Origin of the sequence: Streptacidiphilus albus JL83, assembly GCF_000744705.1 — a bacterium.
GTDB lineage: Bacteria > Actinomycetota > Actinomycetes > Streptomycetales > Streptomycetaceae > Streptacidiphilus > Streptacidiphilus albus.
Window position 1 is genome coordinate 4,839,434 of the sequence record NZ_JQML01000001.1, and the last position, 14,103, is coordinate 4,853,536.

General features: G+C 69.3%; 13 protein-coding genes. 4 read left to right on the forward strand and 9 right to left on the reverse strand.

Annotated elements, in window-relative coordinates; genetic code table 11:
• Positions 1 to 19 precede the first annotated feature (19 nt).
• From BS75_RS21005 to rpmH, 9 genes are all read right to left on the reverse strand, one after another.
• Positions 20 to 637 carry a GNAT family N-acetyltransferase gene (locus tag BS75_RS21005; protein ID WP_034089360.1) on the reverse strand — a complete coding sequence of 206 codons (618 nt, stop codon included), beginning with the start codon at positions 635 to 637 and terminating at the stop codon, positions 20 to 22.
• A 314-nt stretch (positions 638 to 951) separates the two neighbouring features.
• Positions 952 to 2,061 carry a ParB/RepB/Spo0J family partition protein gene (locus BS75_RS21010; protein WP_034089361.1) on the reverse strand — a complete coding sequence of 370 codons (1,110 nt, stop codon included), beginning with the start codon at positions 2,059 to 2,061 and terminating at the stop codon, positions 952 to 954.
• Positions 2,058 to 3,185 (reverse strand): ParA family protein, encoded by a 1,128-nt coding sequence (locus BS75_RS21015; protein WP_081982485.1) that lies wholly within the window; start codon positions 3,183 to 3,185, stop codon positions 2,058 to 2,060. Before BS75_RS21015 ends, BS75_RS21010 begins: the two co-directional genes overlap by 4 nt.
• A gap of 384 nt (positions 3,186 to 3,569) precedes the next feature.
• Positions 3,570 to 4,361: a 16S rRNA (guanine(527)-N(7))-methyltransferase RsmG gene (rsmG, locus tag BS75_RS21020; RefSeq protein WP_034089362.1), complete on the reverse strand. Its 792-nt coding sequence runs from the start codon at positions 4,359 to 4,361 to the stop codon at positions 3,570 to 3,572.
• A gap of 32 nt (positions 4,362 to 4,393) precedes the next feature.
• Positions 4,394 to 4,921, reverse strand: a complete 528-nt coding sequence (locus BS75_RS21025) for a Jag family protein (RefSeq protein ID WP_034089363.1) — start codon at positions 4,919 to 4,921, stop codon at positions 4,394 to 4,396.
• A 68-nt stretch (positions 4,922 to 4,989) separates the two neighbouring features.
• The gene (yidC, locus tag BS75_RS21030) at positions 4,990 to 6,255 is read right to left on the reverse strand and encodes a membrane protein insertase YidC (RefSeq protein ID WP_052069580.1); all 1,266 of its coding nucleotides are present in this window, start codon (positions 6,253 to 6,255) and stop codon (positions 4,990 to 4,992) included.
• Positions 6,252 to 6,653, reverse strand: coding sequence for a membrane protein insertion efficiency factor YidD (gene yidD, locus BS75_RS21035; protein WP_081983329.1), 402 nt, complete (start codon positions 6,651 to 6,653; stop codon positions 6,252 to 6,254). Before yidD ends, yidC begins: the two co-directional genes overlap by 4 nt.
• An 11-nt stretch (positions 6,654 to 6,664) precedes the next feature.
• Complete coding sequence (gene rnpA / locus BS75_RS46790) at positions 6,665 to 7,150, reverse strand: ribonuclease P protein component (protein WP_081982486.1); 486 nt, start codon at positions 7,148 to 7,150, stop codon at positions 6,665 to 6,667.
• Positions 7,151 to 7,166: 16 nt separating this feature from the next.
• Positions 7,167 to 7,304: a 50S ribosomal protein L34 gene (gene rpmH, locus BS75_RS21040; protein WP_034089364.1), complete on the reverse strand. Its 138-nt coding sequence runs from the start codon at positions 7,302 to 7,304 to the stop codon at positions 7,167 to 7,169.
• Positions 7,305 to 7,712: 408 nt separating this feature from the next.
• Between rpmH and dnaA the strand changes: the two genes are divergently transcribed.
• The 4 genes from dnaA (at position 7,713) to recF (ending at position 14,040) form a co-directional block, all read left to right on the forward strand.
• Positions 7,713 to 9,632 (forward strand): chromosomal replication initiator protein DnaA, encoded by a 1,920-nt coding sequence (gene dnaA / locus BS75_RS21045; RefSeq protein ID WP_034089365.1) that lies wholly within the window; start codon positions 7,713 to 7,715, stop codon positions 9,630 to 9,632.
• Between the two features lie 985 nt (positions 9,633 to 10,617).
• The gene (dnaN, locus tag BS75_RS21050; RefSeq protein ID WP_034089366.1) at positions 10,618 to 11,748 is read left to right on the forward strand and encodes a DNA polymerase III subunit beta; all 1,131 of its coding nucleotides are present in this window, start codon (positions 10,618 to 10,620) and stop codon (positions 11,746 to 11,748) included.
• 220 nt (positions 11,749 to 11,968) lie between these two features.
• Entirely contained in the window at positions 11,969 to 12,844 is an 876-nt protein-coding gene (gene gnd / locus BS75_RS21055) for a phosphogluconate dehydrogenase (NAD(+)-dependent, decarboxylating) (RefSeq protein WP_034089367.1), read from the forward strand.
• 65 nt (positions 12,845 to 12,909) lie between these two features.
• Entirely contained in the window at positions 12,910 to 14,040 is a 1,131-nt protein-coding gene (recF, locus tag BS75_RS21060) for a DNA replication/repair protein RecF (RefSeq protein ID WP_034089368.1), read from the forward strand.
• Positions 14,041 to 14,103 lie beyond the last annotated feature (63 nt).

Below are 14,103 nucleotides of genomic sequence, written 5' to 3' on the forward strand. Positions count from 1 at the left end.
CTTCCCAGCAGCCCAACCCTCAGAGCGGCCGCAGCGAGGGCTCCTTCTGGACCGCGCCCAGCAACCGTTCCAAGGCGACCTCGACCTCCCCCTTCCAGGAGATGGCTGACCGCACCTCCAACCGCAGTCGCGGATAACGGTGGTGCGGTCGCACCGTCTTGAAGCCGACCGCCTGCAGGTGCTCGGCCGGCAGCAGACAGCTGGGCTCCTTCCAGCGGGCGTCGCCGAACGCCTCCAGGGCCTTGAACTCCCGCCGGATCAGATCCTTGGCAACCGCCTGCACCAACGTCCGCCCGATGCCCTGTCCCTGGAAGCCGGGCAGCACCCGGGCGGTCATCAACTGCACGGCGTCGGGCGAGATCGGGCTCGTGGGAAAGGCCAGTGACCGCGGCACATAGGCCGGCGGGGCATAGAGCACGAATCCCACCGGCACGTCGTCGACATAGGCGACGCGTCCGCAGGAACCCCACTCCAGCAGCACCGAGGAGATCCAGGACTCCTTCTCCAACTCGGGCTGCCCGGCCGCCACGGCCGCCTTCCCACTGACCTGGTCCAGCTCCCAGAAGACACAGGATCTGCAGGTGGTCGGAAGATCAGCGAGGGTGTCCAGCGTGAGCGGTACGAGCCTGCGTCCCATGCACTACACCTTTGGGCTCAGCGGTCAGGAGAGACCGGTCCTCGCTCAACGATAAGCGGGGAGAGACCCGACCAGCACCCCCATGGGAGCGATCCTGCAACAGCCCGCCGACGAAGCCGCCGACCCCGCCCAACCCCAACCCCACCGCAACGAGTACCGCCGCCCGGCCGCGCACGTCCATGAACCCTCCCGGGTAGAGCCGACCACTGTGCTCCTGCCGCCATGGTAGCCACGGCCGGAGACATGAAGAAGGCCGTTGTGTTCCACGTGAAACGTGGAACACAACGGCCTTCCCGGGTTCGGCGCCGGAGGCACTACGCCTCGTCGGCCGCCGTCTCGCCGCTCAGTCCCTGCTTCAGCCGCTGTCCCTCACCCGGGGCAAAGGAGTTGAGGATCCGTTCGAGGTCCTCCACGGTGGCGAACTCCACCACGATCTTGCCACGATGAGTACCGAGGTCGACCTTCACCCGGGTGTCGAACCGGTCCGACAGCCGACTCGCCAGACTCGCCAGTGCCGGCGAGGGCAACCGCCCGGCGCGCGGTCCACGCGCCTTCGGCCTGGGCTGCTCCATCTTGGCCATCCGCACGATCTCCTCGACCGTACGCACCGACAGCCCCTCGGCAATGACCCGCCTGGCCAGTCCCTCCTGCTCCTCAGCAGTGTCCAGCCCCAGCAGCGCCCGGGCATGGCCGTAGTCGATCGTCTTGGCCGCGACCTTCGACTGGACGGTCGGCGGCAGCTTCAGCAACCGCAGGGTGTTGGACACCTGCCCCCGGGAGCGACCGATCCGGTCGGCGAGTTCCTCGTGGGTGCAGGAGAAGTCGCGCAGCAACTGGTCGTAGGCCGCTGCCTCTTCCAGCGGGTTCAGCTGGGACCGGTGCAGGTTCTCCAGCAGCGCGTCCAGCAGCAGCTTCTCGTCCTCGGTCGCCCGGACGATGGCCGGGATGACCTCAAGACCGGCTCGCCGCGAGGCCCGCCAGCGCCGCTCACCCATGATCAGTTCAAAGCGACCGGGGCCCACCTCACGCACCACCACCGGCTGGAGCAGGCCCACCTCCTTGATCGAGTGGACCAGTTCGTCGAGCTCCTCCTCGTCGAACACATCGCGGGGCTGACGCGGGTTCGGACTGATCCCGTCCAGCGGAATCTCGGCGAAGTACGCCCCGTCCACCGGACGCAGCTCGGAGCCGGAACCGCCGGCGGCCGCTGTTTCACGTGAAACAGCCTCGGTCTCCAGCGACCGCTCCAGCGTGCTGACCGCACCCGCCGACCGTGTCACCGCGCTTCCGCGCTCCAGCCCCGCCCCGGGGACGGTCGCCGGGGCGCCCGAACCCGCCAGGCCGGCCGGCCTGGCCTCCGGGCCGGACGCGGCCGGGATCAGTGCTCCCAGACCTCGGCCCAGACCCCTGCGACGCTCGCTCACCGGTTCCCCTCCATCGTGCTGTTCCGTGCGCTGTCGTGTTCCGCCATGCGACGCGGCTGCTGCTGGTAGACCCCGGAGTGCCCGGGCTCTCCCGCGAACGCAGCCTCGGCGGCCTTCGCATCGGCCGCGGCACCCCGCAGGGCGATCTCCTTGGCCGCCTCCAGATAGGAGAGCGCACCGGTGGAGCTTGGATCATAGGTCAACACGGTCTGCCCGTAGCTGGGAGCCTCGGAGACCCGGACCGAACGCGGGATGCTGGTCCGCAGCACCTCTTCGGCGAAGTGGGTCCGAACCTCCTCGGCGACCTGGGAGGCCAGCCTGGTACGGGCGTCGTACATCGTCAGCAGGATGGTCGAGACATGGAGGTGCGGGTTGAGGTGAGCCCGCACCAGCTCCACATTCCGCAGCAGCTGCCCCAGTCCCTCCAGCGCGTAGTACTCGCACTGGATGGGGATGAGGACCTCGCGCCCGGCCACCATCGCATTGACGGTCAGCAGTCCCAGCGACGGCGGACAGTCGATCAGAATGTAGTCGAGCGGCTGCTCGTAGGCCTCGATCGCCCGCTGCAGCCGACTCTCCCGGGCCACCAGCGAGACCAGTTCGATCTCCGCGCCGGCCAGGTCGATGGTGGCCGGGCAGCAGAACAGCCCCTCGACATCCACCACGGGTTGGACGACGTCGGCCAGGGGCTTGCCCTCGACCAGGACGTCGTAGATGGAAGGGACCTCGGCATGGTGGTCGATGCCCAGCGCCGTCGAGGCATTGCCCTGCGGGTCGAGGTCGATGACCAGGACCCGGGCCCCCTGCATCGCCAGCGAGGCCGCCAGATTGACCGTGGTGGTGGTCTTGCCCACCCCGCCCTTCTGGTTGGCGACCACCATGACCCGGGTACGGGCAGGTCGTGGCGATGTCTCGGTGGCACGGCCCAATGCCTCCATCGCAGCCTGGGTGGCACGACCGATGGGGGTGTCATCGCTGAGCGCGGTGGTATCCAAGTCCTGCATAGTCGTCAGTGTTTCACGTGAAACACGGCGCCTACTACGGGGTCCGGGCAATGGATCTGCCATCGGCGGGATTGTTTTCGGTTCGCCTGGCACTCCGAGAGTTCGGGCGTCGCTCGGCATGGGGTCACCCCCCTTTCCGTCCTCGCTGTCGCTGAAATCATGGCGCAGCCCGCCGGGACGCGGGGACGGTTGCGACTCCTGTGGCCCCAGGAGGTGCAGATCTTCACCCGATCGGCGACCGAACTGAGTGGCCTCACGGGCACGGCTCAAGATTCCAGGCAACAGCGAGCGACGTTTCACGTGAAACACGATGCCTGGCAAACCGGACATCTGATGACGCGACACTCCGGACCGGCACCGAGGGGAAGCAACCCCGAGGCGGACCAAGACCGAGGGGCCGTGGCCCACATCTCGGATGAGACATGGGCCACGGCCCCTCGGTCGACTCTTGCCAGTGCCAGTGCCAGTGCCAGTGCCAGTGCCAGTGACCAGTTCCGGTCCCGGTCAGCGGCGGCGGCGCGGTCCGCCCTTGCCGACCCCGGCCGAGCGTCCGGCCCGGGCGGCCTTGGCCCGGCGGGCCGCCGCCTTCACGCCCCCGGGGCTCTCCCCGACCTGGACCCGGACCACATGGGTCGGCACCTCCACGATCCCCTTGCCCGCAGTGTCGACCGACCAGGCCTGCGCGCCCAGCTTCTGCAGCGCGCCCTTGTGGTCGGCCAGCTCCTGCTCGGCGAGGTCGCCCTTGAGCGCCAGCATCTCCCCGTAGGGACGCAGCAGCGGAAGCCCCCAGCCGGCCAGCCGGTCCAGCGGTGCGACCGCCCGAGCGGTGACCACGTCGACGGCCAGCTTGCCGACCATCTCCTCGGCCCGGCCGCGGACCACCGTGACATTGTCCAGCCCCAGCTCCCGAACGACCTCCTCCAGGAAGGTGGTCCGCCGCAGCAGCGGCTCCAGCAGGGTGATCCGGACATCCGGCCGGGCCAGGGCCACCGGGATCCCGGGCAGCCCGGCACCGGAGCCGACGTCGCAGAGCGAGACCCCAGGAGGAAGCAGCTCACTCAGTACGGCGCAGTTGAGGATGTGCCGCTCCCACAGCCGGGGCACCTCGCGCGGACCGATCAGACCGCGCCGGACCGCCGCATCCGCCAACAGCTCGGCATAGCGGACCGCCTGCTCGAAACGCTCCCCGAAGACCTCACGGGCGGCCGTCGGCGGCTCGGCGAGCTCCTGGGAGAACTCTTCAACGGCTGTGGGTGCTTCGTCCCCACTCGGTGCCTCGGACATGGCCTCGGACATGGCGGCGTCTCTCCTCGTCTGCGTCGGCTGGGTCAGGCAGGCAGGACGACGACGCAGCGCTGCGGCTCCTCGCCCTCCGACTCGCTGCGCAGCCCTGCCGCTGCCACAGCGTCGTGGACGACCTTGCGCTCGAAGGGGGTCATCGGCCGGAGCTTCACCGCTGCCCCGCCCGTCTTGACCTCCTCGGCCGTCCTGGCGCCGAGCTCGGCCAGCTCCGTCCGCTTCCGGGCCCGGAAGCCGGCGATGTCCAGCATCAGCCGGCTGCGCTCACCGGTCTCCCGGTGCACCGCCAGCCGGGTCAGCTCCTGCAGCGCCTCCAGCACCTCGCCGTCCTGGCCCACCAGCCGGAGCAGCGACCGCTCGGCACCGGGGCCCTCACCGATGATGGACACGGAGGCACGATCGCCCTCGACGTCCATGTCGATGTCGCCGTCCAGGTCGGCGATGTCGAGCAGCGCCTCCAGGTAGTCGGCGGCGATCTCGCCTTCCTGCTCCAGGTTGCCGAGCAGATCGCCCTTGGACTCGTCCTTCTCGACCGGCGTCACGGTGCCCTCCGTCACGGATGGCCTCCTTGGGTACTCGTGGGGTGGACAGCAGCCTCGCGGGTAGGTCCGCGGTGAAGCCGCTACTAGGACTTCTTCTTGGGACGCTGGCCCGCCGGCTGCGGGCTGCGCTTGCCAGGCTGGTTGGTGCGCTTCGGCTGGCCGCCCTGGGCGGGGGTGCCGCTGCCGCCGCTGCCCGCCGTGCTGGCCCGGCCGCGGGCCTGCGCACCGGACTGTCCGCCGCTCTTCGCCGTGCCCGACTTGGCCGCCGTGCCCGACTTGGCGCTCGGCTGACCCGTCCGGTCGGCCGGCGTGTTCTTGACTGCCTCGGCCGCGTCCACCACGGCGTCGGAGGGGGCGCTGCCGGCCGTACCGGTGCCGGTGCCGCCACCGCTCTGGCGCTGCGACTTGGTCTGCCGCTTGGGCTGCTGGCGACGCACCGGAGCCGCGTCCTCGGGAGTCTCCTCCACCGGCTCGGAGCCGCCCTTGACCAGCGAGGCCAGACCGGCCTTGGCGACCGTGCCGTCCGCGTTCAGCTTGCCCTTGGCCTTCAGCCGCTCCAGGCGCTGCTTGTGGGCCACCGAGCCGGGGGTCGGGTTCTGGTGGATGATCACGAACTGCTGGCCCAGGGTCCACAGGTTGGTGGTCACCATGTAGACCAGCACACCGATCGGCATGTTGATGCCGAAGAAGATGTAGATGATCGGCAGCACGTACATCATCATCTTCTGCTGCTGCATGTACGGCGTCTTGACCGTGAGGTCGACGTTCTTCGTCATCATCATGCGCGTCATCAGGAACTGCGACGAGCACATGATCGCGATCATGATGCCGGTGACGATCTTGGTTTCGGTGTTCGAGTGGGCACCGACGAAGGTCGCCGACAGCGGCGCACCGAAGATCAGCGCCGCACTGGCGCTGTGCAGCACGGCCCCGTTCATCGCACCGACCGACTTGCCGTCGGCCACCTTGCGCAGCACGCCGTACAGGGACATGAAGAAGGGCGACTGGATGAGCAGCGGAAGGCAGCTCGACGCCGGGTTGACGTTGTGCTCCTTGTAGAGCTTCATCGTCTCGGCGGCGGTCTTCTCCCGGTCGCCCTTGTAGCGCTCCTGGATCGCCTTCAGCCGGGGCTGCAGGGCCTGCATGGCCCGCATCGACTTGGTCTGCTTGATGGTGAGCGGGATCATGCACGCCCGCACCAGGACCGTCAGCGAGACGATCGACAAGGCCCAGGCCCACCCGCTGTTAGCCGCAAAGATCTGGCTGTACAGCGAGTGGAACTGGACGACGATCCACGACACCGCGGTGTACAGCGGGTCCAGGATGGTATCGATAAACCCCACGGTCATGCTCCTTGGGCTTTGGTCGAGGGAGCCGGCACATCGGCGCGGCCCAGGTTGTGGGGTCCCACGTGGTCGATCTGCTGGGACGGAAGCTGCTGGGACGGAACACGGTCTCGGAGAACAAGACTGCGCAGCCACCGGTGCCAGACCGGTCGCTTACGCGCGGGAACGTAGTCGAACCCGCCCGGGCTCCACGGATTGCACCGCAGGATGCGCCATGCAGTGAGGACAGTACCCTTCGCGGCACCGTGGACTCTGATCGCCTCGAACCCGTAGCGGGAGCAGGAGGGGTGGTACCGGCAGACCGGGCCCAGCAGCGGACTGATCGTCCACTGGTACACCCTGATCAGCCCCATCAGCAGGTACTTGCCCACCAGTAGAGCGACCAGGGCGATGAGGCCCATCAGCAGGTACGTCACTGCCCTGCTCCCGTCGGCGAGGAGGAGGCGGTACCGGTGCTCCGCGGCCGGTTGCCACGGGGCGCCGTCAACTTCCGCAGTGCGGAGTCAAGATCGCGTTCCAGGTCCGCGTAGTCCGCTGTCCCGGCTGAGGGCAGCGCGCGAACCACTACCAGGCTACCTGCGGGCAGCCCGGAGATACGTGCGGCTACCAAGTGACGCAATCGACGCTTCACACGGTTGCGGACCACGGCGGGTCCGACTGCCTTGCTGACGACAAAACCCGCACGCACCGGGGAGAGACTCTCCTTGGTGCTGTGCGGGTCTGTAGACGACAAGCCCGTGTGTGCAACGGGATCACCGACGCCGTACGAACCCGGTCCGGATGCACCCTCGCTTTCGCAGAGGTGCACGACCAGTAGGGGACGTCCAGCGCGGCGACCCCGCCGCACCGCGGTCGCGAAGTCCTGGCGCCGCCTCAGCCGATGGTCGGAGGGCAGCACGTCATGACCGACAAGATCAGGCGGACAGGCGGGCGCGGCCCTTTTCGCGGCGGGCCGCGAGGATCGCGCGGCCGGCACGGGTACGCATCCGCAGGCGGAAGCCATGGGTCTTCGCGCGACGACGGTTGTTCGGCTGGAAGGTGCGCTTGCTCACGGGGGGACTCCAGGGATGAATCGAAGGGTGGCGGGGCGTCGTCTGGCCGTCACCGTGCGTCCGCGCGATCCCCGAAACCGTTATGTACGGTGATCCACGACGCCCGTAGCTGCGCGCCTTGGTGTGCGGATATTCCGCGGGCATGCGGCAGCGGCCATCGACAACTCGACCTCGTTACGGTACGTGGAACTGACCCGACGGGTCAAACCGAGCATCCTCGCCCGGGGCGGCACGGGAGGGTGCGACGGGTCTGCGACACTGCTTGTACACACCCTGTGGACAAGAACTTGAACGCAGGCACCACCGCTGACTACCGTTGGCAGACTCATCGCCCCCTCCCGTCCTCCGGCACCTCGCCCCGGTTCTTCCCACACCACCCGCCCCGGTGGAACGAGAAAGCGTGCACCAGTGGCTGATACGAGCAGCGACCTTGCGACCGTCTGGGAGCGGGTCGTCGAGCGACTGGGCAACGACCTGGGCGTGGAGTCCATGGACCGCAAGTGGCTGGAGCGCACCGCCCCGATGGGGCTGATGCATGACACCGCGCTGCTGGCCGCACCCAACGAGATGGCGAAGAGCAAGCTGGAGGGCCATCTTCTCCCGCGGATCACCGACGCGCTGAGCCAGCAGTACGGCCGCGCCATCCGGATCGCGGTGATCGTGGACGCCAATGCCGCCGCGCTGGCCAAGCCCTCGGCCGGCGCCCCACCGCTGGAGGGCGAGCGCCAGGGCGAGCGGGCCGGCGAGCGCCCCGGGGACCGGGGCAACGAGTACGGCGGCTACCAGCCGCAGCACCGCGACTACCCGCCGGCCCCGCAGCAGCAGCCCGGCTACGGCTACGAGTACGACCCCCGCTCCGGCGGCTATCCGGAGCGGGGCGGCTACTACGGCGGCGGCCCCGGCTACTCCGGCGGCTTCCCCGGACGCGGCCAGCACAGCCAGGACGACGAGTGGCCCCCGGCCGCGCCCCCGCAGACCCGTCCCTGGGAGCAGCGCTCCGAGCCGCAGCGCCCCGAGCACCTGCGCCAGGAGCACGGCCACCAGGACCGCCCGGTTCCGGACCGGCACCAGCAGGACCTCCAGCAGGAGCGGTTGCACCAGGACCGGCTGCACCAGGAGCACCAGCAGGAGGACCGTTCCGAGCACCTCCCGGCCGTGCGTCCCGCCTCCGAGGTCGGCGGGCGGCCCGCGCCGGACGGCTCGATGCCGACCCCGATGCCGCAGCACCCGAACATGCCGGCCCACCGGCCCGGCGGCGGTTCGAGCAACAGCGCGGGCCTGGCCCGCAAGGACGAGCCGGCTGCCCGGCTGAACCCCAAGTACCTCTTCGAGACCTTCGTCATCGGCTCCAGCAACCGCTTCGCCCACGCGGCCGCGGTCGCCGTCGCCGAGGCGCCCGCCAAGGCCTACAACCCGCTGTTCATCTACGGCGAGTCCGGTCTCGGCAAGACCCATCTGCTGCACGCCATCGGGCACTACGCCCGCAGCCTCTATCCCGGGACCCGGGTCCGGTACGTGAGCTCGGAGGAGTTCACCAACGAGTTCATCAACTCGATCCGGGACGACAAGGGCGACGGCTTCCGGCAGCGCTACCGGGACATGGACATCCTGCTGGTCGACGACATCCAGTTCCTGCAGAGCAAGGAGTCGACCCAGGAGGAGTTCTTCCACACCTTCAACACCCTGCACAACGCCAACAAGCAGATCGTGATCTCCTCGGACCGGCCGCCCAAGCAGCTGGTCACGCTGGAGGACCGGCTGCGCAACCGGTTCGAGTGGGGCCTGACCACCGACGTCCAGCCGCCCGAGCTGGAGACCCGGATCGCGATCCTGCGCAAGAAGGCCATCCAGGAGCAACTCAACGCCCCTTCCGAGGTGCTGGAGTTCATCGCCTCCCGGATCTCGCGCAACATCCGGGAGTTGGAGGGCGCACTGATCCGGGTGACGGCCTTCGCCAGTCTCAACCGGGCGCCGGTGGACCTGCAGTTGGCCGAGGTCGTGCTCAAGGACCTGGTGCCCGGCGGTGAGGAGGCCGGCCCGGAGATCACCGCGACGGTCATCATGCAGCAGACCGCGGCGTACTTCGGGCTGAGCGTGGACGACCTGTGCGGCTCTTCCCGGAGCCGGGTACTGGTGACCGCCCGGCAGATCGCCATGTACCTGTGCCGGGAGCTGACCGACCTGTCGCTGCCGAAGATCGGCGCCCAGTTCGGCGGCCGGGACCACACCACGGTCATGCACGCCGACCGGAAGATCCGGACGATGATGGCGGAGCGGCGGTCCATCTACAACCAGGTGACCGAGCTCACCAACCGCATCAAGAGCTGACCCCGGACGAGCCGGGTGGCGGGCGTCGGGACTCCGGTCCCGGCGCCCGCTTTCACGTTCCCGCCGGATCGGCGGGGCAGCGGCGGCACCGGCGAGGGCAGTGGCGGCACCGGCGGCGCCCCCGATCCGCGAATCGGCCGCCCGTACAGCTGCGCAGTCGATTCGAACGGCAGGGTCCGCAGGGGAGGTAGTCCACAGATTGCCGGAGTTTTCCCCGTCCACACCCTGGGGAGGACCGAGTTATCCAGAACCTCTCCACAGCGGCACCTCCGACCGAGGTGTTTGCCCAGCTCATCGGCCTGTGTACTTGTGGGCAAGGATTATCCACAGGCTGTGGAGAACTGAGGGGCCGTCAACCGGCCGCCAGAGTTGTCCACGCTCCGTCCCCAGGATCAGGGTACTTGTCCCCAGGTTTTCCACTGTTCTCCACAGGAATATCCCCAGTTCGGCAACATCGATCCGCATTTCACTGCCACGAGTGAAAGAGGCCACAGAGTGTTGCCAGAGGGGCTGGGGAGAACTGCCCCCAAACCTGGGGACGGCGCTGGGGAAAACCTGGGGACAACTCAACTGCCCTGTGGGGGAAGCACGCTACGTCCACAGCAGGCCCTGTTTGTCCACTGCCGGGTCCCCAGGTCAATGTGGATAAAAAATGGGCCCTGACCTGCTGAAGAAGGGGTTATCCACGGTATCCACAACACCTACTACTACTACTCAACATAGATAGCTGGAGCATGATCGAAAAGCAGGTGGGTGCCAAATCTGTGGACGAGCGGAACCCGACACGAGTTCGAGGCCTCTTCGGCCCATCTGCCTCGACCGTCGGTGGAGTGCGTCAGACTGTCCTTCGGCAACAGGCGCAGCAGCCGACCCGTTCGGTGGTTCACTGCACCTACTGGAACTGTCCCCACCCTGGGGACGGTCCCAAACAAGACGTGCCGAAGAAGCAGTCCCGACAGCAGCAGCACACAGGAGGCGGTTACCGGTGAAGTTCCGGGTCGAGCGTGACGTCCTCGCGGAGGCCGTGGCCTGGGCCGCGCGCAGCCTCCCGGCACGGCCTCCGGTGCCGGTGCTGGCCGGCCTGCTGCTGGCGGCGGACGAGGGCAAGCTGAGCCTCTCCGGGTTCGACTACGAGGTCTCCGCCCGGGTGGAGACCGAGGCCGACATCGACGAGCCGGGCACGGTCCTGGTCTCGGGCCGGCTGCTGGCCGACATCTCCCGCTCGCTGCCCAACCGACCGGTGGAGATCTCCACCGACGGTGTGCGCGTGATCGTGCTCTGCGGCAGCTCGCGGTTCACCCTGCCGACCCTGCCGGTGGACGAGTACCCGGCGCTGCCGCAGATGCCGACCGTCTCCGGCGTCGTCCCCGGGGACGCCTTCGCCGCCGCCGTCGCCCAGGTCGCCACCGCGGCCGGCCGCGACGACACCCTGCCGGTGCTCACCGGTGTCCGGGTGGAGATCGAGGGGGACCGGGTCACCCTGGCCGCCACCGACCGCTACCGCTTCGCCGTCCGCGAGCTGCTCTGGAAGCCGGAGCAGGAGGGCCTCTCCGCGGTCGCCCTGGTGCCCGCCAAGACGCTGCTGGACACCGCCAAGTCCCTCAGCGCCGGCGACGTCGTCAGCATCGCCCTGGCCGGCAGCGGCAAGGGCGAGGGCCTGATCGGCTTCGAGGGCGCCGGCCGCCGCACCACCACCCGGCTGCTGGAGGGCGAGTTCCCGAAGTTCCGGGCGCTGTTCCCGACCGAGTTCAACTCCATCGCCACCATCGAGACCCCGGCCTTCGTCGAGGCCGTGAAGCGTGTCTCGCTGGTCGCCGAGCGGAACACTCCGGTGCGGCTCAGCTTCGAGCAGGGCGTGTTGACCCTGGAGGCGGGCTCCGGCGACGACGCCCAGGCCACCGAGCGCGTCGACGCGGACCTGGAGGGCGACGACATCTCGATCGCCTTCAACCCGGCCTACCTGCTGGACGGCCTCTCGGCCATCGACTCGGCCATCGCCCAGCTGAGCTTCACCACGTCGACCAAGCCGGCCCTGCTCAGCGGCAAGCCCTCGCAGGACGCCGAGGCGGACGAGGCGTACAAGTACTTGATCATGCCGGTGCGGTTGTCCGGCTGAAAAGGGTTGGAGCATGCCGGTGCGGTGGTCCGGCTGAAAAAGGGTTGGCGCACGCTGGGTGCCCCGATGGAGCGACTTCGCCGGGGCACCCACCGGCCGTTCCGGGCCGGTACCGCAGATGGGCCCCTACGCCCGGTGCCGGGGTACCCCCGGGCGTAGGCTCGCCCCGTGGCGGCAAGGGGGCCGCGCGTCGGTAGTCACCTCGAACGAAGGACTTGTGATGGAGCTCGGACTGATCGGTCTCGGCAAGATGGGCGGCAACATGCGCGAGCGCATCCGCCGCGCGGGCCACACCGTCGTCGGCTACGACCGCAACCCTGACCTGGCCGACGTGGCGAGCCTCAAGGAACTGGTCAGCACGCTCCACGCGCCGCGTGTGGTCTGGGTGATGGTTCCGGCCGGCGCCCCGACCCAGGCCACCGTCGACGAGCTCGCCGAGCTGCTGGAGCCCGGCGACGTGGTCGTGGACGGCGGCAACTCCCGTTGGACGGACGACGAGAAGCACGCCGCCGAGCTGGCCGCCAAGGGCATCGGCTTCGTCGACTGCGGTGTCTCCGGCGGCGTCTGGGGCCTGCAGAACGGCTACGCGCTGATGTACGGCGGCGAGGCCGCGGACATCGCCAAGGTCCAGCCGATCTTCGACGCGCTGAAGCCCGAGGGCGACTTCGGCTCCGTCCACGCGGGCAAGGTCGGCGCCGGCCACTTCGCCAAGATGGTCCACAACGGCATCGAGTACGCCATGATGCAGGCCTACGCCGAGGGTTGGGAGCTGCTTGAGGCCGTGGACTCGGTCACCGACGTCCGCGAGGTCTTCCGCAGCTGGCAGGAGGGCACGGTCATCCGTTCCTGGCTGCTGGACCTGGCCGTCAACGCCCTGGACGACGACGAGCACCTGGCGAAGCTCAAGGGCTTCGCCCAGGACTCGGGCGAGGGCCGCTGGACGGTCGAGGCCGCCATCGACCACGCCGTGCCGCTGCCCGCGATCACCGCCAGCCTGTTCGCCCGGTTCGCCTCGCGCCAGGACGACTCCCCGCAGATGAAGATGATCGCCGCGCTGCGCAACCAGTTCGGCGGCCACGCGGTCGAGTCCAAGTAGTACCGACAGACCGCGGCAGTACCGGGCAGTCCGACGACGAGCAGAAGGCCGACGAGAACCAGACCATGCACGTCGCGCATCTGTCGTTGGCCGACTTCCGCTCCTACGCCCGGGTCGAGGTTCCGCTCGACCCGGGCGTCACCGCGTTCACCGGTCCCAACGGCCAGGGCAAGACCAACCTGGTCGAGGCCGTCGGCTATGTGGCGACCCTGGCCAGCCACCGGGTCGCCGGTGACGCACCGCTGGTGCGGCTGGGCGCGGAGCGGGCGGTGATCCGTGCCGCCGTGGTCAGGGACCAGCGCTCCACCCTGGTCGAGCTGGAGCTCAACCCCGGCCGGGCCAACCGGGCCCGGATCAACCGCTCCGACAACGTCCGCCCGCGCGATGTGCTCGGGCTGCTGCGCACGGTCCTGTTCGCGCCCGAGGACCTGGCCCTGGTCAAGGGCGATCCCGGCGAGCGGCGGCGCTTCCTGGACGATCTGCTGGTCGCCCGGGCCCCACGGCTGGCCGGGGTCCGGCAGGACTACGAGCGGGTGCTGAAGCAGCGCAACGCCCTGCTGAAGAGCGCGGCCATGGCCCGCCGGTCCAGCGGGCGGGTGGAGCTGTCCACTCTCGACGTCTGGGACGACCACCTGGCCAGGGCCGGTGCGGAACTGCTGGCCGCCCGGCTGGACCTGGTCGCCGCGCTGCAGCCGCTGGTCCGGGCCGGCTACGAGGAGCTGGCCCCCGGGGGCGGGCCGACGCTGCTCCAGTACCGCAGCTCCATGGGCGAGGAGGCGGAGCTGGGTGGCGGCCGGGAGGGCCTGTACGGGGCGCTGCTGGGGGCGTTGGGCGCGGCCCGCAAGCAGGAGATCGAGCGCGGCATCACCCTGGTCGGTCCGCACCGCGACGAGCTGGGGCTGCGCCTCGGCGAACTGCCCGCCAAGGGCTACGCCAGCCACGGTGAGTGCTGGTCCTTCGCACTGGCGCTGCGCCTCGGCTCCTACGAGCTGCTGCGCGCCGACGGCGGCGAGCCGGTGCTGATCCTGGACGACGTCTTCGCCGAGCTGGACTCCCGCCGCCGCGAGCGGCTGGCCGAGCTGGTGGCCCCCGGGGAGCAGGTGCTGGTGACGGCGGCGGTCCCGGAGGACGTGCCGGAGTCGCTGAAGGGCGTACGGTACGCCGTCGCCGGCGGTGATGTGAGCCGCATCGCATGACGTCTCCCGTTACCGGCGGGTGCTCGTAGGCTTGCATCCCCAGGCTGGGGAGAGTGAGGCTGC